The organism is Synechocystis sp. IPPAS B-1465 (assembly GCF_003015225.1).
In the GTDB taxonomy this organism is placed as follows: Bacteria; Cyanobacteriota; Cyanobacteriia; order Cyanobacteriales; family Microcystaceae; genus Synechocystis.
Window position 1 is genome coordinate 3,190,623 of record NZ_CP028094.1, and the last position, 24,788, is coordinate 3,215,410.

At 48.4% G+C, this 24,788-nt stretch carries 21 protein-coding genes; 10 read left to right on the forward strand and 11 right to left on the reverse strand.

The features are described 5' to 3' along the window. Positions 1 to 15: 15 nt before the first annotated feature. A complete protein-coding gene (locus C7I86_RS14925; protein ID WP_020861975.1) occupies positions 16 to 987 on the forward strand; it encodes a carbohydrate ABC transporter permease in 972 nt (323 codons plus the stop codon). Then, positions 987 to 1,883: a carbohydrate ABC transporter permease gene (locus C7I86_RS14930; RefSeq protein ID WP_010874043.1), complete on the forward strand. Its 897-nt coding sequence runs from the start codon at positions 987 to 989 to the stop codon at positions 1,881 to 1,883. The genes C7I86_RS14925 and C7I86_RS14930 overlap by 1 nt, the downstream gene beginning before the upstream one ends. Here the strand turns inward: C7I86_RS14930 and C7I86_RS14935 are convergent. After that, on the reverse strand, positions 1,880 to 2,713 hold the full coding sequence (locus tag C7I86_RS14935; protein ID WP_010874044.1) for a squalene/phytoene synthase family protein: 834 nt from the start codon (positions 2,711 to 2,713) through the stop codon (positions 1,880 to 1,882). The genes C7I86_RS14930 and C7I86_RS14935 overlap by 4 nt on opposite strands. Before the next feature lie 287 nt (positions 2,714 to 3,000). On the opposite strand from C7I86_RS14935, the gene C7I86_RS14940 reads away from it, so the two are divergent. From C7I86_RS14940 to hemE, 4 genes are all read left to right on the forward strand, one after another. Continuing rightward, on the forward strand, positions 3,001 to 4,119 hold the full coding sequence (locus C7I86_RS14940) for a cell wall metabolism sensor histidine kinase WalK (RefSeq protein ID WP_014407154.1): 1,119 nt from the start codon (positions 3,001 to 3,003) through the stop codon (positions 4,117 to 4,119). A gap of 122 nt (positions 4,120 to 4,241) precedes the next feature. Further along, positions 4,242 to 6,761, forward strand: a complete 2,520-nt coding sequence (locus C7I86_RS14945; protein ID WP_223211304.1) for a transglycosylase SLT domain-containing protein — start codon at positions 4,242 to 4,244, stop codon at positions 6,759 to 6,761. Between the two features lie 240 nt (positions 6,762 to 7,001). Then, positions 7,002 to 8,843, forward strand: a complete 1,842-nt coding sequence (locus C7I86_RS14950; protein WP_010874047.1) for a DUF5942 domain-containing protein — start codon at positions 7,002 to 7,004, stop codon at positions 8,841 to 8,843. A 106-nt stretch (positions 8,844 to 8,949) separates the two neighbouring features. After that, positions 8,950 to 10,002 carry a uroporphyrinogen decarboxylase gene (gene hemE, locus C7I86_RS14955; protein WP_010874048.1) on the forward strand — a complete coding sequence of 351 codons (1,053 nt, stop codon included), beginning with the start codon at positions 8,950 to 8,952 and terminating at the stop codon, positions 10,000 to 10,002. 146 nt (positions 10,003 to 10,148) lie between these two features. On the opposite strand, the gene C7I86_RS14960 is transcribed toward hemE, so the two are convergent. Beyond that, on the reverse strand, positions 10,149 to 11,057 hold the full coding sequence (locus tag C7I86_RS14960; RefSeq protein ID WP_010874049.1) for a DUF4922 domain-containing protein: 909 nt from the start codon (positions 11,055 to 11,057) through the stop codon (positions 10,149 to 10,151). Positions 11,058 to 11,158: 101 nt separating this feature from the next. Next, a complete protein-coding gene (locus tag C7I86_RS14965) occupies positions 11,159 to 11,671 on the reverse strand; it encodes a hypothetical protein (RefSeq protein ID WP_010874050.1) in 513 nt (170 codons plus the stop codon). A gap of 235 nt (positions 11,672 to 11,906) precedes the next feature. Here C7I86_RS14965 and C7I86_RS14970 point away from each other — a divergent pair, with 235 nt between their 5' ends. Beyond that, complete coding sequence (locus C7I86_RS14970) at positions 11,907 to 12,908, forward strand: adenosine kinase (RefSeq protein ID WP_010874051.1); 1,002 nt, start codon at positions 11,907 to 11,909, stop codon at positions 12,906 to 12,908. 9 nt (positions 12,909 to 12,917) lie between these two features. Here C7I86_RS14970 and corA read toward each other — a convergent pair whose 3' ends face one another. The 8 genes from corA to C7I86_RS19430 form a co-directional block, all read right to left on the reverse strand. After that, complete coding sequence (gene corA / locus C7I86_RS14975; RefSeq protein WP_010874052.1) at positions 12,918 to 14,081, reverse strand: magnesium/cobalt transporter CorA; 1,164 nt, start codon at positions 14,079 to 14,081, stop codon at positions 12,918 to 12,920. Positions 14,082 to 14,212: 131 nt separating this feature from the next. Beyond that, complete coding sequence (gene uppS, locus C7I86_RS14980; protein ID WP_010874053.1) at positions 14,213 to 14,962, reverse strand: polyprenyl diphosphate synthase; 750 nt, start codon at positions 14,960 to 14,962, stop codon at positions 14,213 to 14,215. Continuing rightward, a complete protein-coding gene (cdaA, locus tag C7I86_RS14985) occupies positions 14,959 to 15,870 on the reverse strand; it encodes a diadenylate cyclase CdaA (protein WP_010874054.1) in 912 nt (303 codons plus the stop codon). Before cdaA ends, uppS begins: the two co-directional genes overlap by 4 nt. Positions 15,871 to 15,912: 42 nt before the next feature. After that, positions 15,913 to 17,322 (reverse strand): diaminopimelate decarboxylase, encoded by a 1,410-nt coding sequence (lysA, locus tag C7I86_RS14990; protein ID WP_010874055.1) that lies wholly within the window; start codon positions 17,320 to 17,322, stop codon positions 15,913 to 15,915. A gap of 168 nt (positions 17,323 to 17,490) precedes the next feature. Continuing rightward, positions 17,491 to 18,915: a GTP-binding protein gene (locus tag C7I86_RS14995; protein ID WP_010874056.1), complete on the reverse strand. Its 1,425-nt coding sequence runs from the start codon at positions 18,913 to 18,915 to the stop codon at positions 17,491 to 17,493. 1 nt (position 18,916) lies between these two features. After that, positions 18,917 to 20,671, reverse strand: coding sequence for an arginine--tRNA ligase (argS, locus tag C7I86_RS15000; RefSeq protein WP_010874057.1), 1,755 nt, complete (start codon positions 20,669 to 20,671; stop codon positions 18,917 to 18,919). 197 nt (positions 20,672 to 20,868) lie between these two features. Further along, positions 20,869 to 21,825 (reverse strand): glycosyltransferase GtrB, encoded by a 957-nt coding sequence (gene gtrB, locus C7I86_RS15005; protein WP_010874058.1) that lies wholly within the window; start codon positions 21,823 to 21,825, stop codon positions 20,869 to 20,871. A gap of 72 nt (positions 21,826 to 21,897) precedes the next feature. Beyond that, positions 21,898 to 22,026: a hypothetical protein gene (locus C7I86_RS19430; protein WP_255345218.1), complete on the reverse strand. Its 129-nt coding sequence runs from the start codon at positions 22,024 to 22,026 to the stop codon at positions 21,898 to 21,900. Between C7I86_RS19430 and C7I86_RS15010 the strand changes: the two genes are divergently transcribed. The 3 genes from C7I86_RS15010 to trpB all read left to right on the forward strand — a co-directional run bounded on the left by C7I86_RS15010 (position 22,027) and on the right by trpB (position 24,729). Beyond that, complete coding sequence (locus C7I86_RS15010; RefSeq protein WP_010874059.1) at positions 22,027 to 22,737, forward strand: gamma-glutamyl-gamma-aminobutyrate hydrolase family protein; 711 nt, start codon at positions 22,027 to 22,029, stop codon at positions 22,735 to 22,737. Positions 22,738 to 22,816: 79 nt separating this feature from the next. Then, the gene (gene clpP / locus C7I86_RS15015) at positions 22,817 to 23,413 is read left to right on the forward strand and encodes an ATP-dependent Clp endopeptidase proteolytic subunit ClpP (protein ID WP_010874060.1); all 597 of its coding nucleotides are present in this window, start codon (positions 22,817 to 22,819) and stop codon (positions 23,411 to 23,413) included. 77 nt (positions 23,414 to 23,490) lie between these two features. Then, positions 23,491 to 24,729: a tryptophan synthase subunit beta gene (gene trpB, locus C7I86_RS15020; protein WP_010874061.1), complete on the forward strand. Its 1,239-nt coding sequence runs from the start codon at positions 23,491 to 23,493 to the stop codon at positions 24,727 to 24,729. Positions 24,730 to 24,788: the final 59 nt, after the last annotated feature.

Consider the following 24,788-nt stretch of genomic DNA (forward strand, 5'->3'; position numbering starts at 1 on the left):
GAGGAAAAGAAAAATTTGTTTTATCGCGTTGTTAATGTTCTGTTGGCGATCGCCATTGGTTGTGGCGGGGTAATCGGTTTGTTTTACCTTGCTAACTACGCCATTAATGCTCTGCCCAAACCTTGGAATAAAAGGATATTGCCCTGGGTGTATGTAACCCCGGCTTTACTCTTTCTGTCGGCCTATCTAATATTGCCCACCCTAGAGACTGTCTATTTAAGCTTTTTTGATGGGCGCTCCAGGAATTTTGTCGGATTAAAAAATTACGTTTTTGCCTTCACAGACCACACCATGTTGGTGGCATTTCGCAACAACTTATTATGGTTAGTACTGGTCACAGGCATCAGCGTTAGTTTGGGGTTAATTATTGCTGTCTTGGTGGATAAAGTCCGCTACGAGGCGATCGCCAAGTCGATCATCTTTTTGCCCATGGCCATTTCCTTTGTGGGGGCCAGCGTCATTTGGAAATTTGTCTACGCCTACAGGCCAGCGGGGGCCGAACAAATTGGTTTGCTCAATGCCATTGTAACTAGCTTGGGCTTTGCCCCAGTGGGATGGTTAGTGGAGCGATCGGTGAACAATTTTGCCCTCATCGCCATCATGATTTGGCTCTACACCGGCTTTTGTATGGTTATTCTTTCCGCCGCAGTGAAAGGCATTCCCGCTGATGTCATTGAGGCGGCTAGGATTGACGGAGCTAACAGTTGGCAAATTTTTTGGCGCATTACCATTCCCATGATCCGCTCTACCCTGTTAGTAGTCAGTACTACCATGGTGATTTTAGTGCTGAAGGTATTCGACATTGTTTTTGTCATGACCGGCGGTAACCAGGGCACGGAAGTAATCGCTAGCTTGATGATTAAGGAAATGTTTAATTATCGCAACTTTGGCCGGGGAAGTACCATTGCCGTCATTTTGTTGCTGTTAATTGTGCCCGTGATGATCACCAATATTCGTCGTTTTAAAGCTCAGGAGAAATTACGTTAATGACCAAAGCCGTTAATAAATCTAATAGGACTAATAACACCAATAGAAAAACAGAATTTTGGCAAAAACTTCCCATTCACATAGCAATTCTCACCATTGCCTTCATTTGGACATTGCCTAGTTTAGGTCTATTTATTAGCTCCCTACGGCCCCGGGGGGACATGCTCAGCACTGGTTGGTGGACAGTATTTTGGCACCCCCTAGAAATTACCCAGTTTTATCTGGGCAACTATGGGGACGTTTTACGCTCCTCCGGCATGGGGGAAGCTTTTTTAAACAGTTTGACCATTGCTGTGCCTGCCACGGTGATTCCCATTGCCATTGCCACCTTTGCCGCTTACGCCTTTGCTTGGATGACCTTTCCGGGACGACAATTATTATTTATTTTGGTGGTCTGCCTACTGGTGGTGCCTTTACAAACCACTCTTATTCCTGTTTTGAGGGTTTACGCCCAATTGGGCCTAGCGGGCACTTTCCTTGGGGTTTGGTTAGCCCACACTGCCTATGGTCTGCCCCTGGGTATTTACCTGTTACGCAACTACATTGGCGCTCTTCCCAAAGACCTAATTGAAGCGGCGGCGGTGGATGGTGCTTCCCATTTAAAAATTTTTACCAAGTTAATTGTGCCACTCTCCATGCCGGCGATCGCCTCCTTTGCTGTATTTCAATTTCTCTGGGTATGGAATGATTTATTGGTCGCCCTGGTTTACCTGGGGGGCACCGCCGATGTTGCCCCTGTTACCATCCAACTGAGTAATTTAGTCGGCTCCCGGGGACAGGATTGGTACTTATTAACCGCTGGAGCTTTCATCAGCATGATTGTGCCCCTAATGGTTTTCTTTGGTTTGCAGCGGTACTTTGTGCGAGGCATTCTGGCAGGATCAGTTAAATCCTAACTGGCAATAACCCGATTAACCAAAGCCATCACGTCACTGCGGCTGAGTTTTTCCTTACCCAGGGCCAAAACATCCAAGGTGCCATAGGCAAGGGTGAGGGGAATTTTACAGAAATTGAGGGCCGGACCGTGGGGCAAAGATTTGGTGTATTGATCTGCCAACGCCAAATTGTAACGGGCATACTTGTGCATATCCGCCAGTTCCCAACCCTGGGGAAAAAAGCTCACCCCCCGGCGCTTATCTTCCTTATAGTTGCGGACAATGTTCACCGCCTGGAGTCCCCGACCAAAACCAATGGCATGGGAGCGATTCGTTTGGGTGCCATCGTGCCAAGCCCACAAATCCGAAAGCAGTAGACCCACCGCCCCCGCTACACTAAAGGTGTATTGGTCCAACTCGCTTTCCGTTCTGATTTGCCAGTTTTGGAGCGCCCAAAAAGCCATCCGATCCGACATGGCCGCCGTGGCATCCCAAACTCTAGGAGCAATGCTTTCCGGGGCTAGCAGGGCCCATTCTCCCACCCTTAAAGTTACCTCCGGCAAAAGGTTGCGGTAGGGGTCTAATCCCCGAATAAAGTCCTCACTGTGGGAGTTTTCCGTCGCACTCTGGAGATTAAGACTAATCTGATTTAGGATTCTCGCTTTGGTCTCAGCATCCAGGTCGGGGTGGTCTTCCACTTCATCGATCGCCCGCATACAAAGGTAGGCAGAGGCCACCGCATCGAGAAGCTGATCAGGCAAAATGCTAATGGGAATGTAGAATGTCCGACTGGTTTCTTGCAAAACCTTAAGGGCATTACGACGTAGGCTCATGCGATCAACTCCTGACACCAAAAATTTAAGCGGACTCTCAACTTACCTATTCAGGTCTGCAATGCTAGGCAATAGGTTCCAGCGGGGCCAAGGCGAGTTTTTGGTCACTCCATAACCTGGCAGATCCTAGGATCTTTAAATCTCCCAATGCCCCGACCCGGGTAAATTGAGCAAAACAATCACCCCATTCTATTACGGCTTTGCGGGTGTGCTACAGACAAATGGGGGCCAGGGGGAGTAAGCCATTGCTTTTCCTGAATGATCCCCCATTGTGGGCACTCCTTAGATCCGCCAACCTCAATCCTATGGCTAAACTCAGTCTTGGTTCCCGTCTTTTCCTTTCCCATATGCTGGTGATGCTAGTCGGGTTGGGCAGTTTCGTTTCCCTGGCCAAAATATCTTCCCCCCGCATGTTTGTTCTGCGCCTAGAGGAGTTGGAAAGTCAGGGATTTATAACTGTTCGTTCCGCCAAAACCTATCTGATCCGGGGTTTTGAAACCGCCTGGAATCGCAGTTCCCTCTGGGCAATTATCTTTGGGGCCAGCGCCGCTGGAGGGTTAAGCTTCCTAGCCGCAGACCGGATTATGCAACCCCTCGATCGCCTAAAGTTAGCCACGAAAAATTTGGCAGAGGGCGATTTACAATCCCGGATGCCCCCCAGTGACATTCCTGAATTGGAGGAGTTGGGCCAAAGTTTTAATCGCATGGCGGATAGCTTGGAAAATGTGGAACAACAACGGCGGGAACTGGTGAGTGACCTGACCCACGAATTACGTTCCCCTTTAACGGTGGTGCGGGGCTATTTGGAACAATTGGCGGAGGGCACCATTGCCGGAGATCCGGAACTATACCAACGACTGGTGGGGGAAACCCGCAGGTTGGAACGGCTAACGGTGGATTTACAAGAACTGTCCAAGGTGGAAGCGGGTTATTTATCTATCCAACGGCAACCCCTAGACCTTTATCCCCTGTTGGCAAAATTACAACAACGGTTTGCGGATCAGTTATTGGAAGATGGCCCGGAATTAATCCTCGCTGTCCAACCTCCTCTCCCAACGGTATTGGCGGATCCGGACCGCGCTGAGCAAATTTTGGTCAATTTAATTGGCAATGCGGTGCGTTATACCCCCAGCGGTGCCATTACCATCGACGCCTATCTTTGTACGAATAGGAAAGATATGGAAAAGGAAAATTTACTCTGGGTGACTGTTACTGATACGGGCATTGGCATCGCAGAGGGGGATTTACCCTACGTGTTTGAGCGATTTTGGCGGGCTGATAAATCCCGTTCCCGTTATTCCGGCGGCACGGGTTTGGGGCTGGCGATCGCCAAACGGTTGGTGGAATTGCAGGGGGGCAGTTTGACTGTCACGAGTACCCTGGGCCAAGGTAGTGAGTTTAGGTTTTCCCTACCATTGGTCTGAAGGCTGATCGCCCCTGGGAAAATGTTTGTAACACTTTCAGCCAGAATAATCCCCGCTTACCTTCCCCAGTCAAACCCAGACAAAGATAAGGTAGAGTTGTGGTTTGGCATTATTCCAACATTATGCACAAGAAATCAAAGGCCCAATTGCAGGATTATTTCAAGGATTTAACCGCAATAGGGAATGCTTCATCGGAGCAGATGGAGGCCAACCGGGATGGCATCCAGGGGGAAACGGAGGAAAATATTAATCCTCCCCCGCAAAATCCGAAAAAAAGGCTATCTTTACCGAATTTATCTAGTCCGTCCTTGGCAGCAGAGGCGGAAAACCTAGAAAGTGCAGGGCAACCTGGGTCAGACTACTTATCTAATTCATTCGGCCAAGCTAATAAAGCCAATGTTGCCGTTGCGCCGGTAAATTCAGATTACATTGCCCCAGAGAAATTGGAAGATCAACCCGGGGATTTTTTCGGCGGTAAACGCTGGTTCTGGTTGGGAGGGATTTTAGTGCTGTTGGTGGGGGGCACGGCCCTGACTCTGCCCAAGGCTTTGGAAATGGTGAACGGTTGGCGACAGGAAGCCCAACTCAAAGCTTACGAGCAGGAACAACACCAAGATTCCGAGGTGCTCAGGCTGGCTCTATTGCCCCCAGATCAAAGACGGAGTAAGTTGGAGGCGATCGCCAACCAAGAAGTATTATCCCTGGAAAGAAGTCGGGCTAGGTTTTTGCTAGCAGGGGATTTGTTGGCGGAATTTGAGGGAGGGCCGGCGCTCCGAGTATTAGAAGGATTGGAAGTGCAATATCCAGTGTTAGCGCCCTACATTTTGCTGATGCGGGGCCGGGGCTATCAATTGAGCAACGAAAATGACCAAGCGGAAGCTACTTGGCAAGACATTTTAGACCAATATCCCGATTCCCCTGTGGTAGTCAATGCCCTGGAAAATTTGGGCAGTTTGGATGAAACCTATTGGCAACAGGCGATCGCCGACCATCCGGGCCATCCCCGCACCTTGGCTATTCTCCACCAGCAGTTGGAAAGTGAACCTAATGCTCTAGAAATCCAACGGCAAATTTTGCAAAATCATCCCACCGATGGCCGCACTGCTGCTGTGATTAATTCCCTCACAGCCAATCGCCAAGGAGAGTTAACCCCTGAGGATTGGCAGGCCATGGGGGACAACTTTTGGCACCGCCGCATCTATAACCAGGCGATCGCCCCTTATGAAAAGGCTCCCAGCAATGCCCGTAATCTTTATCGTTTAGCCAGGGCCCAACAGATTAGCAAACTAGATAATGAAGCAAAGGAAAATTATCGCCAATTAATTGCCACCTACCCCGACAGCGAAGAAACCGCTTTAGCCCTGCGACGTTTAGCGGAATTGGTCCCCCCCAGGGAAGGGGTGCAATATTTACAGCAGTTAGAGCAACAATTTCCTGACCAAGGGGCCTCTGCCTTGGCGGCCCGCATAGATCTGCTGGCGAAATTTGATGCTAACCAAGCCCAACAGGCCCGGCAAGCTCTCCTGCAAAAGTACCCCAATTCCGATGCTGCGGCTGATTACCGTTGGCGTCAGGCCCAGGAGTTTGCTAAAGCCGGCAATTACACTGAAGCTTGGCGCTGGGCCAAGGAAATTGCCAATCAAAATCCCCAGAGTGACGTTACCCCCAAAGCGATTTTTTGGATCGGGAAATGGGCCCAACAACTAGGGCGATCGGCTGATTCCAAGGCCGCTTTTGAAACAGTCTTGGCTAAATATCCCCAGTCCTACTACGCTTGGCGATCGGCGGTATTACTGGGTTGGCAGGTGGGGGACTTTAACTCGGTGCGTTTCCTCAACCCCCCGGTGACGGTGCCGGATCAGCGCCCCTTACCCCCGGCCGGTTCCCCCACCTTTCGGGAGTTGTATCGTCTTGCCCAGGATCAAGAGGCGATCGAACTTTTCAATGCGGAAGTTCGGGCCCGGGCAGAAGGGGAAGCCACACCGGAGCTAACGGTAAATGAAGGTTTTACAGAAGCTTTACTCAAGCTGACCCAACAGGAGTATTTACAGGGCATCAACCAAGTCCTGAACTTGCGCAATCCTGAAGACCCGGAACAGAGAAAACAATGGGAAGAACTACGGAGTACCAGGGATTATTGGCAAACCCTCTTTCCTTTTCCCTACCAACAATTAATTTTTGAATGGTCGGAAAAACGTCAGGTCAATCCATTTTTGGTCACTGCCTTAATTCGTCAGGAATCCCGCTTTGAGAAGAATATCCAGTCTCCCGTGGGAGCAACGGGGTTGATGCAGATAATGCCCGCCACAGCAGAATGGATTGCGCCCCAAATTGGTCTGAAGGAATATTCCCTCACCGATCCCACCGATAACGTCAATATGGGCACTTGGTATTTTGACCATACCCATAAAACCTATAACAACAATTCTGCCCTGGCGGTGGCTAGCTACAATGCCGGGCCGGGCAATGTGGCCAAATGGTTACAGGAATTTAACAACGCTGACCCTGATCTATTTGTGGAACGCATTCCCTTTGCGGAAACGAAAGGTTATGTGGAGTCTGTCTTTGGTAATTATTGGAATTATCTACGCATTTATGACCCCGATGTGGAAAAACTGATGGGGCAGGTAGGGAAGAATTAATCTCGTTTTTATTTAACTCAGAGCCTTGGCACCGGGAATCTCGGGCAAGTTTTATGCCGCCGACGTTAGCTTGGGGATCGCAGCAAAAATCTTCTTTGGCAACACCAAAATAGCCAATCTCCCTTATTCGTCCATTAGAATTGCAATTAGTCAGGCACTCGGGCCAGGTTTTATCCATCCCTCAAGGTGTGATTTACTGATTTCCGCCCGGAAAAATGGGTCCCGTTCCCCGCATTTACTATGATCAAACGTTTTTTCCTCACCATTCTGTTCTTTGCTGGTCTGTGGTTTGCCCTCAATCTCTATCTCCAACACCATGGTTTGGCCCACCGTGGTAATTACGACAGCTTGATCATTAACTTCAGAAACGATATCCCCACCCAGACCCTGACGGCGGATATCCAAGCCATCGATGGCAAGTTAGAAAAAACGGTGGATTTTAATAGTATTTTCTCGATCAAAGATTATGTTTACACCGTTAAAGGCGATGGGGAAGATTTAAAACGGCTGCGGCGATCGCCTTTGATGAAGGAGGTGGACTACGTTGAACCCAACTATGTTTACCAAGCCCTAGAAGTGCCCAACGATCCTGAATACAGTAAGCAATGGAATCTCCGGGCGATCGCCATGGAATCGGCCTGGGATGGTAGTAAGGGGGAAGGGGTAACGGTTGCGGTGATTGATACCGGAGTAACCAGGGTTCCAGATTTACGACAAACCCAATTTGTCACTGGCTATAACTTTGTGGACGATAATCGTGACACCACCGACTACAACGGCCATGGCACCCATGTGGCGGGAACCATTGCCCAGGCCACTAACAACGAATATGGGGTAGCAGGTATTGCCCCCAAGGCTAAAATTATGCCCCTAAAAGTGCTGGGGGACAACGGTGGCGGTACCGTGGCGGACATTGCCGAAGCCATTATCTATGCGGCAGATAATGGGGCCAGCGTGATCAATATGAGCTTGGGGGGCGGCGGTGAAAGTAAAACCCTGGCCGATGCTATTGACTACGCCTACAGCAAAGGGGTGGTAATTATTGCGGCGGCGGGTAATGAAGGACAAAATGCCGCGGCCTATCCCGGTCGGTACCCGAAGGTAATCAGCGTGGCTGCCACCGATGCCACGGGTAATAAGGCGGACTATTCCAATTACGGTGCAGGGGTGGACATAGCTGCTCCTGGGGGTAGCACCGACGGCAAAGACGGCAAAATTCTCCAAGAAACCATTGACCCAGATACCAGGGAACCAGTATTGATGGGTTTTCAGGGCACTAGCATGGCGGCTCCCCATGTGGCCGGCACAGCCGCTTTGATCCAATCGGTGCAACTGCAACAGGCAAAAGTTGGTTTATCGACAAGGGCGGCAGAAAATTTAACCATAGCCGAAGTGTCGGAACCAGAAATGGTATTAAAAATTCTCAAAGCCTCTGCCCGCTCTGTGCCCAACGATAGTCTGAATTACTACGGTGCTGGCCATGTCAACGCCGGGGAAGCCGTCAAACAGGCCCAACAAGGAGAGATTTCCTTCCGGGATTTCATGCGTTGGTTGCGGGATAACGGTTATCTCAATCCCATCTTTTGGTTCGACGGGGGAGCCGTAGCGTTCCTACCCAAATTAGCCATGGTGTTGGGGTCATACCTGTTGGTGTTACTGTTGCGGATCTATCTACCGTTGCAATTTACCTGGCCGTTCAACTGGGGATTAATTTTCGGTAGCTCGGGCTTATTCTTTCTACAGGGTCTATACATTTTTGACTTGCCCCAATGGCCCTTCCGCGCCATGGGTAGTTCTTTACCGGAGTTGGGTAACAGTCTCCCTGGCACAGGTTTGTTAAATCCTTTTTTTGCCAGCGCCCTCATTCCCATTGTCTTACTACTACTGCTCCTGGGCAACCCCAGTGGGAAACAGTGGTCTTTGGGAGTTTGTTTTGGGGTCACTGTTTTTCTTTTAATCTCCGCTTTTCTGGGCACTCCCCTTTGGCTCATTGGCACCGGCTCCACGGCGATCGCCTTTTTGGTGGTTAACGCCCTAATCTGCTTGGGTCTTGGGTCTTTGGCCGCTAAGGGAGAACATTAGTCTGATAAAGACTAAATCCCCTGATCCTCAAGGATTGGGGGCACCGGGGGAAATGATAAGCTAGCAAAGGCGTAATTTTACAAAAAAAATTTATCTAGGAGTAATAATGACAGAAGCAAATGATTTGCCCTACCTTCTGCGGGTAGCCAGGGGCGAAGTGGTTAAACGTCCCCCCGTGTGGATGATGCGCCAAGCCGGCCGTTATATGAAAGTTTATCGAGATCTGCGGGATAAATATCCGAGTTTCCGGGAGCGGTCGGAAAACCCAGACTTGGCCATCGAAATTTCCCTCCAGCCCTGGCAAGCGTTCCAACCCGATGGGGTGATCATGTTTTCGGACATTTTAACTCCTCTGCCCGGTATTGGCATTCCCTTCGACATCATCGAAAGTAAAGGGCCCATCATCGACCCTCCCATCCGTACCCAAGCCCAGGTGGATCAACTCCATGCCCTAGATCCGGAATCAAGTCTGCCCTTCATCAAAACTATTTTGGGAACGCTACGGAAAGAAGTAGGCAACCAATCCACTGTGTTGGGTTTTGTGGGTGCTCCCTGGACCCTAGCGGCCTATGCCATTGAAGGGAAAAGCTCCAAAGATTATAAAGTAATTAAGCAAATGGCCTTTTCTGAACCGGCCATTCTCCACAGTTTCCTCGATAAAATTGCCGAGGCGATCGCCGTTTATGTCCGTTACCAAATCGACTGTGGTGCCCAAGTGGTGCAATTATTCGATTCTTGGGCCGGCCAATTAAGCCCCCAAGATTACGACACCTTTGCCCTGCCCTACCAGCAAAAAGTGGTCAAACTGGTCAAAGAAATCCATCCCGATACACCGTTAATTCTTTACATCAGCGGCAGTGCCGGAATTTTGGAACGCATGGGTAAATCCGGGGTGGACATTGTCAGTGTGGACTGGACGGTGGACATGGCCGACGCCCGCCAACGCCTGGGCAAAGAGATGAAAGTCCAAGGCAATATGGACCCCGGCGTACTATTTGGTTCCCAGGACTTCATCAAAGAACGGATTTTAGACACGGTGCGGAAAGCAGGGCAGGGGGGGCATATTTTCAACCTCGGCCACGGTGTTTTGGTGGGCACCCCGGAAGATAACGTCCGCTTCTTCTTTGAAACAGCTAAGCAAGTGGATCAATTACTGTAAGAGCTTGTTGGAAAAGTTTTATTCTGCCCCCTAAATCTCCTCAGTAACGCTCCGGCAATACTGAGAAACTTTGAATGCGTCCCCCCAAACTTGGGGACCAGGGGGCTTTTTAAACACACTCTAACCTAGGGAAAAACTTTGGGAAACTATTGCGCTATCCCTACTTTTTGCAATAGTTGCCACGGCCCCAATTGTTGTAAAAGTTCTAACTGTTGTTGATTTCTCACCAATAAGCCACCGGCAAAACCTAGGGCATTAACTTCAATGTCTTGGTAGGATTCCTGGGAACGGGGCACGATCGCCAAAAACTCCCTGGTCATTAGTAAATTATAGGGATGGGGCTTTGCTCCCCCTGCAGTTTGTAATCCCAATTGCTGCAACAGATCCTGATAAATCTGATAACAAATTTTACCTCCATCAGCATCGTTAATCACATCCATGGTTAAGGGGGCGATCGCCGTTTTAAAAGGCAGATTTTTTGCCTGAATAAAATGATCAGCCAGGGGGAATTTTTGACCATTTTCCACTAAGGGAAAGGGTATCCATTGTAAATGGCGGTGGGGTTGGCTGGCCCCTGCTTTGGGACCGCTGTTATAAAATACTAAACCTTCTTTTTCTTCTAAAACTTGTACTGCCACTCCAAAATCCCCCAAGGTCAAAGGACTTTGTTGATCTTCAAACTCCCGGGTGACAATTAATAAATGTTGGTCCACTACCTTAAATTTATTCAGCAATCCCAAATGGGTTGGGGAAAAATGCCCCACAAATAGATCGGCGTCGTAGGGTAAAAAAGGATTAATTTTCTGGCGATGTTGGTGTTCGGTAATGATTTTTTTGCGATGAATTTGGGTCAAAATCCGCACCACAAAGTTTATTTCTCCCACCTCCAGGGTCGTTACCGCCGTAGTGATGGGTTGGAGGGCACCGGTTTTGAGAGCATGGTCACTCTGGGCCAGTAAACGAGGCCACAATTGACCGGGTAGGAGATAGGATTCAGCCATGGTGAGGGCAAACAGGTAACTACGTTCTTGGCACCGGGCAACAACATTACCCATTAAAGCAACCCCTGATTATGTCCACCGAAAATACGGCCAGGGGCTGGGTTTTACTTGAGCCGTCCCTTGATCCTACACCGAGGGGTGGAGAGCACTACCCGTCAAATAATTTGCAAGGATTGCTCATCTTCCCAAATGCGAGAATCCACATTCAATTGGCTCAATTTGGTCCGGCCCAGATCGGCCCAGAAATTACGGTGGCGGCGATCGCCTAGGTAAACATGGTCCTCATCTTTGGCTTTGCTACAGGCTTCCACCAAGAAATAGGCTAATTGCTTGGCTGTAATATCAGAACCACTAATTTGAAAGTGAAACAATAAATCCCGCCGTTGGGGCGCAGAGCCCTGGGCATAGAGCATCGTGAAATCGTGACTAGCATGATGATCAAACATTTTCGGTCTGGGCATGGACTGGTTGCCAAAACTTTCCGTATCTGTGCCCTTAAGCTGGGAAACTAACAGTAAATGCCTTAGGTTAGGAGTGGCAGCAAGGACACCAGAATAGTACAAAATTAAAGGGGCAGTTAAATTTTGAGAAGCTTTGAAATTCCAATTGGCTTTATCGAGGGGAAAATAGGCTAAAAATTGATTCCATTCCGACATAGATGTGGGCATATTGTCACCAAAAATTACACTCAAACCTCGATTAACTATTGTTTATTTTAGCAATCCTCTCGTCATCGCTACTAATTAATGCCAGTGCTAATTAAGCAGTGATATTGCTATTATTTTGGCGCAAACTGACCATAATAAACGTCGTTTCCATCCGGTAAATTAATCTAACCATTGTCAGTCAAGCCATTCTGCCCTAGGATAACATTCGTTATAAAGTGGAATCCGTGAGGTTGCAATGGGTCACAAATACGATGTCTATGGCATGGGAAATGCCCTGGTGGATATGGAATTTGAGGTTACCCCAGAGCAGTTGGCCAGCCTAGGCATTGATAAAGGGGTGATGACCTTGGTGGAAGAGGCCAGGGAAAATGAATTAATTGCCCAATTGGCCCAACAGCGTGGCAAGCAAAGCAGTGGCGGATCAGCGGCCAATACTCTGGTGTCCCTGGCCCAACTGGGGGGTACGGGTTTTTATGCCTGCAAAGTGGGTAAGGATGAAGCGGGAGCCTTTTACCTCCAGGATTTGAACGATTGCGGCCTCGATACCAATCCCCACCATGAAACCGCTGGCGAAGGCATTACGGGCAAATGCTTAGTGTTTGTCACCCCCGATGCTGACCGCACCATGAATGCTTTTTTGGGCATTAGTGGCAGTTTGTCCGTAACCGAAATGGATTGGTCTGCTTTAAAACAGTCCCAATACCTTTACCTGGAAGGCTATCTGGTCACTTCCCCCAGTGCCAAAGCGGCCTGCATTGAAGCCAAGGCGATCGCCGAACAATCCGGGGTGAAAACCTGTCTATCCCTATCCGATCCCAACATGGCCAAATTTTTTCAAGACGGTTTAAAGGAAATGCTGGGGTCAGGGGTAGATCTACTATTCGCCAATGAAGCGGAAGCCCTGGAAATGGCCGGTACTTCAGACCTCAACCAGGCGATCGCCTACTGTAAAAGTATTGCCAAAAACTTTGCCCTGACCAGGGGCGGAGCAGGCTCACTAATTTTTGATGGTGAGAATTTATTGACCATTGGCACCCCCAAAGTCCAACCCATCGATACGGTGGGAGCGGGGGATATGTACGCTGGGGGATTTTTATATGGCCTAACCCATGGCATGGACTATGAAAAAGCTGGGCAATTGGCTTCGGAAACAGCCGCCAAAGTAGTTACCTGTTATGGTCCCCGCCTAGACACAGAAATTCTGCAAGAGATTTTACAGTCTGTTCAAGCAGTTTAGAACAAAAAGCTACTTTTCTCCCAAATCATAGGAGGGACTAAGCCAGCCCTTACGCCAGAAGAAATAGAGGGATCCTCCGGCAATTAAGAGCATCACTATCCAAGTAATATAGTAGCCCCAGCGGCTGTTTAGTTCTGGCATTTCTTTGAAGTTCATACCGTAAACCCCGGCAATAAAAGTTAGGGGAATAAAAATGGTAGAAATGACGGTCAAAAATTTCATTACTTCATTCATTTTATTGCTCATGGCAGTCATATAAACCTCCATTAAACTAGAAGCTAATTCCCGGTAAGCTTCGATAATATCTAACACCTGAATAATGTGATCGTAGCAATCTCGAAAGTAAATTCTTACGTCTGCTGTTACGATGGAATTGGTGGTGTCCCGCAGCAGCACATTCATCACATGGCGCAGGGGCCAAATCAACCTTCTCAGGGCTAAAAGTTCCCGGCGAATATGGTAAATTTCCTCCATTAATGAGCTGTTGGGATTACGAATAATGGTGTCTTCTAGGGCTTCAATGCGTTCTTCATAATCTTCCAAGAGGGGAAAATATTCATCAATTAACATATCAATTAACAAATAGCAAAGATAATCCGCTCCTTGTTGGCAAACTTTACCTTGATTGGTGCGAATTCTTTCCCTTAGGGGATTAAAACAATCAATAATGTGCCCTTCCTGGAAAGTTAATAGGTAACGTTTGCCCAACACAAAACTAACCTGCTCACTTTCAAAGCCATCTTCTTCCCGATTAGGACGCACCCGATGGGCAATAACCATCACATGGTCGTTATAATCTTCTACCTTTGCTCGCTGGGGGACGTTAACAATATCTTCTAAAAGTAGGGGGTGTAATTTAAAAATTTCCCCCACTTCCTTAAGCACTTCTTCACTGCCTAAACCTTCAATATCCATCCAAGAAACAGTATTTGTACCTAAATAAGGTCTCAGGGCATTGGGACTAATATCCGACTTTCGCACGGCATGGCTGGGGCTATAATCCACCAACACAATGCGGGAAGGGGGCGCATCGGGTTCAATGCTGAGGGTACCCGGTTCACTACCCGGCTCGTCATAGAAGTAGTCAAAATAATCTTCTTCTTCCTCTTCTTCTTGGGGATGACGCAGTTGGCGCAGGAGAAAATCCTCAATGCCGGGTTGGGTTTGGGGCATGGCAAAGGCTCAAGAAAACTAGTTGATTTTATCGCAGGCGGTTTAAAGTTTGTTTAACCTTTACACTTTACGATTTTGGCCGGCCTGATGGGCCAGTGGAACCAGTCAAATTTAATTTCTGGGCAGTGAATCTAAACCTTACCAAAGCGACGGTGTCTTTGTTGATAGTCTCGTAGGGCTAAATGGAATGCTTGGCGATCGAAGTCGGGCCAGAGGGTGGAGGTGACGTAAATTTCGGCGTAGGCCATTTGCCAGAGCAAAAAGTTGCTGATTCTCAATTCTCCACTGGTGCGGATAAGCAGGTCGGGATGGGATAAACCTTCGGTATAGAGATATTTTTCCACCACCCCTTCATCAATGGTTTCTGGGTCTAATTTCCCCGATTGTACTTCCCTGGCGATCGCCTGGCAGACATGGACAATTTCTTGGCGGCCGCCGTAGTTGGTGGCCACAGTGAAGCGGATCCCCGTATTGTTTTTGGTATCTTCCATGGAGCGGGCAATTTCATCCTGGAGGGAACGGGGCAGGGAAGTCAGATTACCGACAAAACGAATGCGGACGTTTTCCGCCATCATTTCCTTTAATTCCCGCCGTAGCACCCGCTCAAACAGGGTCATCAAAAATTCCACTTCTTCCAGGGGACGGCCCCAATTTTCGGTAGAAAAAGCATAGGCCGTCAGGGCCGCAATGCCCCAATCATCGCAACAACGCAACAAATTTTTTAGGGAGTCCACCCCCCGTTGATGGCCCATAATCCTTGGCATACCCCTTTGTTTTGCCCAGCGGCCATTCCCATCCATGATGACCGCCACATGTTGGGGTAACCGTTGCTGGTCCAAATCCGGCGGTAATGTTTCTAAGATGACAGGTTTAATAGTCATTTTTTGTCGTTTTGGGCAGTTGAGGAAGGCAGCCAAAGCAAACGCCTGAGTATTCCCCAACTTTGGTTACTCAGGCTACGGCTCAGGCGGCTAAGTTGGGGGGTAACGGACTCCCGCTCCGTGGGGGGGGCATATTCAGTTTCTAGCAATTCCTTTAGTTTACTGCTAGTGAGGGGACGGTTGAGATTTCCCCCCTGGGCCAGGGTAATGGAGCCGGTTTCCTCGGAAACGACAATACAAAGACAATTTTCACTTTTTTCGGTAATGCCCATGGCGGCCCGGTGCCTGGTGCCCAACTGGCGGGATGCACTGCGTTCTGAGAGGGGCAAAATAACCCCGGCGGCTACTAAGCGGGAGCCCCTGATAAAAATGGCCCCATCGTGGAGCAAGGTTTTGGGCTGGAAAATGGTTTGTAACAATTCCTTCGACAGCTTACTGTCAATGGCGACTCCCCGATTGAGGAAAATACGGCTGTCTAGAATGCCCTGGGCTTCCATCACCATGAGGGCGCCAATCCGATTTTGGGACAGTTCCTTGACCGCATCGACAATTTCGTCAATGGCATCGGTGCTGGGGGGGCTAGAACTACGCCGCCGCAGTAATTCTAAAAATCTCCCCTGGCCAAGCAGTTCTAAAAATCGCCTCAGTTCTGCCTGGAAGATCACTGCCAAGGCCACTGCTGTACCCAAGACAAATTTTTCCAGCACAAATTTCAACAATTCTAAATGCAGGCGATCGCTCACCAGTTGAGCCACCATCAACACCAACAGTCCCCGCATAATCCACAGGATTTGATTTTCGCCAAAGACCCGGCTTAGTAGGTAAAACAAACCGATGACTAAACCAAGATCGAGGGCGCCATGGAAAAAGGGGAGCAGGGAAGTAAGATCCGGGGGAAAGCCCGACATGGGTAAGGGGAGATGGTCGTTAGGGTGGGGGTAGGGAAAGGTTTAGGACAGTAGACGGTTGGGTAGACAATCCTGGCGCAATAGGTCGGTGTAGGTTTCCCGTTGCAGAATCAGGTTTGCTTGTCCTTGGTTTACTAGTACAGCGGCGGGGCGACCTAAACGGTTGTAGTTGGAAGCCATGCTGTGGTTATAAGCACCAGTGGCAGCCACTACCATAATGTCCCCTGGTTCGGCGGCGGGTAGGGCCACATCCTTAACGAGAATATCGCCGGACTCACAATGTTTCCCGGCCACGGTGACAGTTTCGGTAATTTCGTCGTTCATCCGGTTGGCTAGGGCAACGCGATACACCGATTGGTAGGTGATGGGGCGGGGATTGTCGGACATGCCGCCATCGACGGAAATATAGGTGCGAATATTGGGCACAACTTTACGCCCTCCCACCCGATAGGCCGTTACACAGGCAGACCCCACCAGGGAACGTCCCGGCTCAGCAATCAGTTTGGGGTAGGGGATGTTCTGGCGATCGCAGGCTTTGGCAACGGAGATGGCCGCCACTTGGGCCCATTCTTCGATACTGGGGGGATCATCACTTTCGGTGTAGCAAATCCCTAGGCCACCGCCGATGTTCAATTCCGTCAGGGGCAAGCCGTAGGTCAAGCCTTTGGTAAACCATTGCACTAACACTTCCCCTAAATCTTTGTGGGGTTGACGCTCAAAAATTTGGGAGCCGATGTGGGCATGGAGTCCGAGACAATGGAGTGAGGGTTGTTGGGCAATGTAGGTGAAAACCGCTTCTAGTTGGTTGGGATCAAAGCCAAATTTGCTGTCCAGATGCCCCGTTTTAATATATTCATGGGTGTGGCATTCGATGCCTGGGGTGAGGCGCAACATAATCTTTACCGGTGCCCCTGAGTCGGCCGCTAGTTTGGTCAGGGTTTCCAGTTCCAACCAGTTATCGACAATGATGGTGCAGTTAATGGCGATCGCCTCTTGGAGTTCCTGCACCGATTTGTTATTGCCGTGGAAGTAAATTTTTTCTGCAATCTCAGCTTCGTCCCAGCCTAATTGCTTCAGGGCTGAAACCGTGGTGAATAATTCCCCGCCGGATACGACATCAAATCCCAACCCTTCCTGGGCGGCGATCGCCACTACGGCTAAACAACTCCAGGCTTTGGAAGCGTAGATTACTTGACTGGAACCCGGATAGTGGGCTTGGAAGGATTGACGATACTGCTGGGCCGCTTGCCGCAGGGTGGTTTCATCCAAAATGTAGAGGGGAGAACCAAACTGTTCCACCAAGGCTGGGACGGAGCAACCACCAATTTCTAGTTCACCGTTTTTATTAATAACGGCCGTCAACGGTAAAAGATTTTGGTTGGGGGAGGGGGAGGCCGGGGTTTTTAATAAGGTGCTTCCGGTGGTTGGAAGGGGCATTTCAGTGGAGAGCATGGCAGGGGGATTTTTAATACAGATAAAATTTAGTCGGACTGGTCGGACATCGGAGCTACAACAACCGGGGGCAAAGCAAAACCCTAAAAGTATCAATAACTCTTGTAATATCCCAGTTTATCAATCTTAGGGATGATTGTTTTCCTTCTTTTTTGGCTGTAACTATGGTCAAGGAGAGGGGGACACAATTCTTTCTGGAGTTAATTTTTCCTGCAGTTCTTGCTTAATGCGGGCCATAACGGAATTTTGATCCAAAGAGTTGAGAATATCCCGCACCACTGTCCTTGGCCCCGTTTCTCCCCAGGCGGCCCCATTGGCTAAATAGGTTTTGGTCACTTGACCGATCGCCAAGGTGGACACTCCGGCCACACTAGCTTGGGTGAGGGCAACGGAAATATAGGGGGCCAAGGCCAATCCCCCGGTTAAGGGCACCGTCAAACCGAGTAAACCCTTGAGGGAACTAAGGCCCAACCCCGCCAAAAATTCGCTGGCAGTGATGCCCCCCATACTCACCCCAATTTTTTGCAACAGGGCGATCGCCGCCGTTTGGGTCATGGGCAAACCATACAGCTTGGAAAGGGAAATAATCAGAGCCACATCCACCACTGCTCCGCTGAATAAATCCAGCACGGTCACCGGATTGAGAGCAATGGCCGTCGCCTTGACCATTACTGCTTTTTGGAGAATGGTATTGGCTTGGCTGTCCCGCAAACGCATTTTTTGTTGCACTAATTTATCATTCAGATTATCAGCACAAAGTAAAGTATTTAAAGCTACTAAAGATTTCCCTTCCCGTTGCAATAAATCAATGATTTTTAAGCGCAAATTATCAACTTTTGCTTCCCCCCGATATTGGTAACGCTCCAATTTTCCCTGGGTATTTTCCCTCAATTCTGTCACCAAGGGACTGGCAGAAACTAAGACAATTTCTTCTGGAGACAATAATTCTTTCACCCGTTCATCGCGAATTTTTTCATAAATTAATTGCTGATCCGTCGCCGGATATTGATCAATTTTATTAAATACTAGCAACATGGGTTTGCCCACCGCCCGCAATCGGGACAAGGCTTGGAATTCCACTTGGGACATATCCCCGGCAATGACAAACAAAATTAAATCTACCTGTTGGGCCACGGCGATCGCCAATTGTTCCCGTTCTTGACCCTTTACTTCATCAATGCCCGGTGTATCAATTAATTGTAATTGGGCATTGCCCCAACCAGAAATGGTAACGGTGGACAATCCGTCAGCTTGGTTCAGTTGCCAGGAAGCAGATTGTTGGGTCTGGGTAACACCATGGACTGGCCCAGTGGTGAAAACTTGCTCACCTAAAAGAGCATTGAGCAGGGAAGATTTCCCCCTTCCCACTAAACCAAAAGCCGCAATTTGCACTACTCCTTGGTTTAAATTTTCTAGCATGGTACAGAGGTGGCTAATTTCCTTTTCCAGTCCCTGTTTTTCCGTAGTATCGAGATCAATTTGTTCAACGATCGCCGTCAAACTAGCCTGGGCTTGCTGATAATTTAAATCTTCTTGAATCGCGCTAATAATATCTAAAGTTTGGTCTAAATCAGTCAAGGAATTATTATTCATGCTACATCCTGTCTAAAACCGGAATGCCCAATAAAGACAGACCCAATTTCAGCGTTCTGGCTGTGAGATCACAGAGCAATAAACGGGAACCGCGCTGGGGATCGCTTGCCTTCAATACTGGACAATTTTCGTAAAAACGGTTGAAAACTTTGCTTAATTCGTAAAGATAATCACAAAGGCGATTGGGTAATAAACTAATTTCCACCGTTTCAATTACGTCAGCAAATTGTAAAAGATTTTTAGCCAAAACTAACTCGGTTGGTTCAGTCAACACAATTTCACCGCTGTCCATCTGAGCAAAATCAATGCCCCCTTCCCGACTAATACTTTGAATGCGGGCGTAGGCATAGAGCATATAGGGAGCCGTATTGCCCTGGAGAGCCAACATTTTGTCAAAACTAAACACATAATCACTGGTGCGATTTTGGCTAAGGTCGGCATATTTCACTGCCCCAATGCCCACCCGTTGGGCAACTTCCGTCTTAAATTCTTCAGTTTCTGATCGTTCTTCTGCTGTTAAACGGGTTTCTAAATCCTGTCTTGCTCGAGTTACGGCTTCCGTTAGCAAATCCTTTAAACGAATGGTGTCCCCCGCCCTAGTTTTTAGTTTTTTGCCATCTTCCCCCTTGACCAAACCAAACGGCACATGGACTACTTGAGTCGGGTCAGTCAGAATGCCAGCTTTTTCAGCTACCTGGAAAAATTGAGCAAAATGATTAGCTTGCCCCGCATCGGTGACATAAATGATCTTCTCAGCGCCATCGGTGTTTAAGCGATAATTCAATGCGGCCAAGTCCGTGGTGGCATAGTTATAACCCCCGTCGGATTTTTGCACTATTAACGGTAGGCGATCGCCGTCCTTATTAGTAAAGCCATCGAGGAAAACGCATTGAGCACCGTTATCTTCCACCAGCAAATCTTTTTCCTGCAATAGTTCCACCACACCGGGCAAAAAGGGATTATAAAATGATTCTCCCCGTTCCTCAATGGTGATATCTAAGCAGTCATAAATCAGTTGAAATTCCCGTCGAGATTGCTCACAAAGTAATTGCCAAGCTTTAATACTTTTCGCATCCCCTGCCTGGAGCGCAACCACCGCTTGACGGGAAGTTTCCCGAAATTGTTCATCTTGGTCAAATCTTTGTTTAGCTTGCTTATAAAAGGTGACTAGATCGCCAATATCCAGCGCATCCGCAGTCACTAATGCCTCTGGATAAACCTCTTTTAAATAGGTAATTAACATACCAAATTGGGTGCCCCAGTCTCCCACGTGGTTGAGGCGCAAAACATCATAGCCTCGGAATTCCAGTACCCGAGCTAAACAATCCCCAATAATGGTAGACCGGAGATGACCCACATGCATTTCCTTCGCAATATTGGGACTTGAAAAATCTACCACTATCCGTTCTTCGCCTTTAACTAATGACACTCCTAACTGTTGATTTTGCTGAAGTTTAATTAATTGTTCCCCCAGATAATCAGGCAATAACTTGATGTTAATAAAACCTGGCCCAGCAATGGTTAACGGTTCACAAATTTCGCTTAAATTAACTTTATCCACAATCTCCATGGCGATCGCCCGGGGCGGTTGACCCAACTGCTTAGCTAAGGGCAGGGCAATGTTGCATTGAAAATCACCAAATTTAGGATTGGAAGCCGGTACCACTAGGGGAGTGGGTAGGGTAACATCAGATGGAAACTGACCTTCCAGAGCTTGGGCAAAGTGATCATTAAGTTGGGTCAGAATCGATACCATGGACGATGATGTTAGGGGAAGTGAACGTTAAATAATCAAAAACTAAGGGCTGGGCTGGACAATAATGCCCCATGATAAGCCCCGATGTAACCAGTATATTAGATTAGTTGCCCTAAGTGATTTATACAATAGAATTTATCGACTATCAACACTAACTTCCAGGGTAATCAATGGCCATAAAAATGCCATATTTCCGCCTAATTAAGTTTTTCCAATGGCAAATATTCTAGTCCCCAAAGATCACTAACTAAATATAAAGGTCTAGCTTTTACTTCTTCATAAACCCGACCTAAATATTCCCCAATCACGCCTAAACTAATTAACTGCACTCCCCCAAGAAATAAGATAGCCACCATTAGGGAGGCGTAGCCTGGCACATCAACACCAAGGGTTATGGTTTTCAAAATCAAAAAGCTAGCGTAGGCTAAGGATAACAGTGAAATGATTGATCCAAGGTAAGTCCAGACTTTGAGGGGAAGTAAACTAAAAGAAAAAATGCCGTCCAAAGCAAAATTCCAGAGTTTCCAATAGTTCCATTTTGTTTGTCCTTGGAAGCGGGGTTCCCGATCAAATAAAACGAAAGTTTGGCGGTAACCCACCCAGGCAAATAAACCTTTCATAAAGCGAGTTCTTTCCGGTAGCTGCTTAATCGCATTAACCACCTTGCGGTCCATTAAACGAAAATCGCCAGTATTGGGAGGAATTTTAATTTCCGTCATGCGCCCAATCACTTTGTAAAACATTTTGGCGGTGAATTGTTTTACCCACGTTTCCCCCTGCCGTGAACGACGGGTGGCATAGACAATATCATAACCTTCCCGCCATTTATCAACTAACTCATGGATCAATTCCGGTGGATCTTGCAGGTCGGCGTCGATGGGAATAACAGCGTTGCCTTGGGCGTAATCAATGCCAGCGGAAAGGGCAATTTCTTTGCCAAAGTTACGAGACAGATTAACAATCTTAATTTGGCGATTACTTTGATAGCAATCAATTAATTGTTTGAGGGTTTTATCCTTACTACCGTCGTTAACACAAATAATTTCGTAGGTAATTTTGAGGGGAGTCAGCACCTCCAGCAAACGGGCAAATAAATGCTCAAGGTTATCTTCCTCGTTGTACATTGGAATCACAATAGACAGTTCAATGGTCATAGATGTAACTTATTTCCTGTCAATTTAGTCAGTGCATTAACGCCGTTGCCCAATGGAGTGATCTAGTTAGAATCAATGCAGTTGGTTAATGGAACCTACTGTTACCATGCCGATCGCCAGTGGTCTATAAATAATTTCGTTCCTCGGCACTGGCTTGGGTAATTCCGTAGCATTTCCAGAATATTTCCAGAAAATTACCATATGCAAGCTCACTTTTTCCAGCACGTTCCCTTTGAAAATCTTGGTGCCATTGAACGTTGGCTCAGGGCTAAAGGTTACGCCATCAGTCAAACCGCTTTTTTTCAGCCATCTTTTAGCCTTCCTTCTTTGGACGCCATTGACCTGTTGATTGTCCTGGGCGGCCCCATGAGTGTCAACGATGAGGCGCAATATCCCTGGTTGGTGCAGGAAAAGGAATTCATCCGTCAGGCGATCGCCGTTGGGAAACCGATATTAGGTATTTGCCTGGGGGCCCAACTCATGGCCAATGCCCTAGGGGCAAAAGTTTATCCCAACGCTGTCAAGGAAATTGGCTGGTTTCCCATCATGGGGCAAGAAGGTAAATCACAGTCAGGTTCATTCCAGTTTCCCCCCAGCCTTGAAGTTTTCCACTGGCACGGTGAAACCTTTGATTTACCCCCAGGGGCAGAGTTAATTGCCTCCAGCCAAGCTTGTCAGCATCAGGCTTTCCAAATTGGGCGATCGGCGATCGGTCTGCAATGCCATTTGGAAACTACCCCCACAGCGGCCCAGGCTTTAGTAGACAATTGTGCTGATGAATTGATCCTTGGCCCCTTTGTGCAGGATGCCACCACTATTTTGGCCGATAACCAAGCTAGATTTGCCACCATGGGCGCAGTTCTAGTCCAATTGCTGGAATATCTACACCATCAAGTTATTACCCCTGCCTAATCCCCTGGCTCCCAATCCCTAGAAGCGGAGAATATGGCACAATCTAGGGAGAATACTACGGTAACAACACCATCTCCCCATGATTCCAACCGTCATTGAAACGTCTGGGCGTGGCGATCGCGCCTTTGATATTTATTCCCGCCTACTCCGGGAGCGGATTGTCTTCCTGGGGCAAGAAGTCCGGGATGAGAACGCCAATTTAGTTGTTGCCCAACTGCTGTTTTTGGAAGCGGAAGATCCGGAAAAAGACATTTATCTTTACATCAACTCCCCCGGAGGCTCGGTGTCGGCAGGACTAGGAATTTTCGACACCATGAACCAGATCCGCCCCGATGTGTGTACCATCTGCATCGGTTTAGCGGCCAGCATGGGGGCTTTTCTCCTTAGTGCTGGAGCCAAAGGTAAGCGCATGAGTTTGCCCAACTCCCGCATCATGATTCACCAACCCCTAGGGGGAGCCCAGGGCCAAGCCACGGATATTGAAATTCAAGCCAAAGAGATTCTTTATCTTAAAGCACTACTTAACCAACATTTGGCCAACCACACTGGCAAATCCCTAGAGGAAATTACCGCCGATACGGAACGGGATTTCTTTATGTCCGCTGAGGAATCGAAGGAATATGGCTTGATTGACCAGGTAATTAACCGTCGTCCTTCCGCCAGTGACCCTATTTAACCGCTGTATTAGCTCCCCAATAGCTGTTACAAATTGACCCGACCATAAAACTTTCCCAATTCCCTTCCTGACTGTCCGTGAACATTACTTCCCCTCTTTCTGCCCCTAGTCATCAGTATCCCGACGCCCTGGGTCGTTTTGGCAATTATGGCGGCAAATATGTGCCTGAAACTTTAATGCCGGCTCTGACGGAGTTGGAGGAAGCTTACTATCGCTACCGGGCGGAGAGTTCCTTTCAGGAAGAGTTAGCGGGGTTATTAAAAGACTATGTGGGCCGTTCCTCTCCCCTATATTTTGCGGAAAGATTAAGCGCCCATTACGCCCGTCCCGACGGAACCTATCCTTTGATTTACCTCAAACGAGAAGATTTAAACCATACGGGGGCCCACAAAATTAATAACGCCCTGGGCCAGGTTCTCCTTGCCAAACGCATGGGGAAAAAGCGGATCATTGCCGAAACTGGTGCTGGTCAACACGGGGTGGCAACGGCTACGGTGTGTGCTCGCTTTGGCTTGGAATGCATCATCTACATGGGGGTGCAGGATATGGAGCGGCAAAAGCTGAATGTCTTTCGCATGAATTTGCTGGGGGCCAGGGTGCAACCAGTCACAGCGGGCACTGGAACCCTCAAGGATGCTACCTCTGAAGCAATCCGGGATTGGGTCACCAATGTGGAAACTACCCATTACATTCTTGGCTCTGTGGCCGGACCCCATCCTTACCCCATGATGGTGCGGGACTTCCACCGGGTCATTGGCCAGGAAACTCGCCAACAGGCATTGAAAAAATGGGGCGGTCTGCCGGATATCTTGCTGGCTTGTGTGGGGGGCGGCTCCAACGCCATGGGGCTGTTCTACGATTTCATTGATGAGCCAGCAGTGCGGTTAATTGGTATCGAAGCGGCAGGGGAAAGCATTGTCTCCGGTAAGCATGCGGCCACTTTAACCATGGGTAAACCGGGGGTGTTACATGGGGCCATGAGTTATTTACTCCAGGATAAGGAGGGTCAAGTAACGGAAGCCCATTCCATTAGTGCTGGTTTAGATTATCCCGGTGTGGGCCCAGAACATAGCTATCTCAAGGATGCGGGACGGGCAGAATATTACAGTGTCACCGACCAAGAGGCGATCACCGCTTTGCAGAGATTATCGCAATTGGAAGGAATTATTCCTGCTCTGGAAACTGCCCATGCCTTTGCCTACCTAGAGACTCTCTGCCCGCAACTGAAAAATGGCGAGCGGATTGTGATCAACTGCTCCGGCCGCGGGGATAAGGACGTACAAACGGTGGCTAAATATCTCCAGATGGAAATTTAACCGGTCAAATTTTCCTTAAAAGTGGCTTTGACAATGGATTAATTTCCCCAGGCCCAGGG

Excerpts from the sequence above, each read along its gene's own strand:
- cdaA (WP_010874054.1), bottom strand. The coding sequence starts at position 15,870 with ATGTCGGGCTTTCCCCCGGATCTTACTTCCCTGCTCCCCTTTTTCCAT.
- C7I86_RS14965 (WP_010874050.1), bottom strand. The coding sequence starts at position 11,671 with ATGCCCACATCTATGTCGGAATGGAATCAATTTTTAGCCTATTTTCCC.
- C7I86_RS14945 (WP_223211304.1), top strand. The coding sequence starts at position 4,242 with ATGCACAAGAAATCAAAGGCCCAATTGCAGGATTATTTCAAGGATTTA.
- C7I86_RS15010 (WP_010874059.1), top strand. The coding sequence starts at position 22,027 with ATGCAAGCTCACTTTTTCCAGCACGTTCCCTTTGAAAATCTTGGTGCC.
- C7I86_RS14950 (WP_010874047.1), top strand. The coding sequence starts at position 7,002 with ATGATCAAACGTTTTTTCCTCACCATTCTGTTCTTTGCTGGTCTGTGG.
- argS (WP_010874057.1), bottom strand. The coding sequence starts at position 20,671 with ATGGTATCGATTCTGACCCAACTTAATGATCACTTTGCCCAAGCTCTG.
- lysA (WP_010874055.1), bottom strand. The coding sequence starts at position 17,322 with ATGCTCTCCACTGAAATGCCCCTTCCAACCACCGGAAGCACCTTATTA.
- gtrB (WP_010874058.1), bottom strand. The coding sequence starts at position 21,825 with ATGACCATTGAACTGTCTATTGTGATTCCAATGTACAACGAGGAAGAT.
- hemE (WP_010874048.1), top strand. The coding sequence starts at position 8,950 with ATGACAGAAGCAAATGATTTGCCCTACCTTCTGCGGGTAGCCAGGGGC.
- C7I86_RS14940 (WP_014407154.1), top strand. The coding sequence starts at position 3,001 with ATGGCTAAACTCAGTCTTGGTTCCCGTCTTTTCCTTTCCCATATGCTG.
- C7I86_RS19430 (WP_255345218.1), bottom strand. The coding sequence starts at position 22,026 with ATGGTAATTTTCTGGAAATATTCTGGAAATGCTACGGAATTACCCAAG.
- uppS (WP_010874053.1), bottom strand. The coding sequence starts at position 14,962 with ATGACTATTAAACCTGTCATCTTAGAAACATTACCGCCGGATTTGGAC.
- C7I86_RS14960 (WP_010874049.1), bottom strand. The coding sequence starts at position 11,057 with ATGGGTAATGTTGTTGCCCGGTGCCAAGAACGTAGTTACCTGTTTGCC.
- C7I86_RS14930 (WP_010874043.1), top strand. The coding sequence starts at position 987 with ATGACCAAAGCCGTTAATAAATCTAATAGGACTAATAACACCAATAGA.
- C7I86_RS14970 (WP_010874051.1), top strand. The coding sequence starts at position 11,907 with ATGGGTCACAAATACGATGTCTATGGCATGGGAAATGCCCTGGTGGAT.
- clpP (WP_010874060.1), top strand. The coding sequence starts at position 22,817 with ATGATTCCAACCGTCATTGAAACGTCTGGGCGTGGCGATCGCGCCTTT.
- corA (WP_010874052.1), bottom strand. The coding sequence starts at position 14,081 with ATGCCCCAAACCCAACCCGGCATTGAGGATTTTCTCCTGCGCCAACTG.
- C7I86_RS14995 (WP_010874056.1), bottom strand. The coding sequence starts at position 18,915 with ATGAATAATAATTCCTTGACTGATTTAGACCAAACTTTAGATATTATT.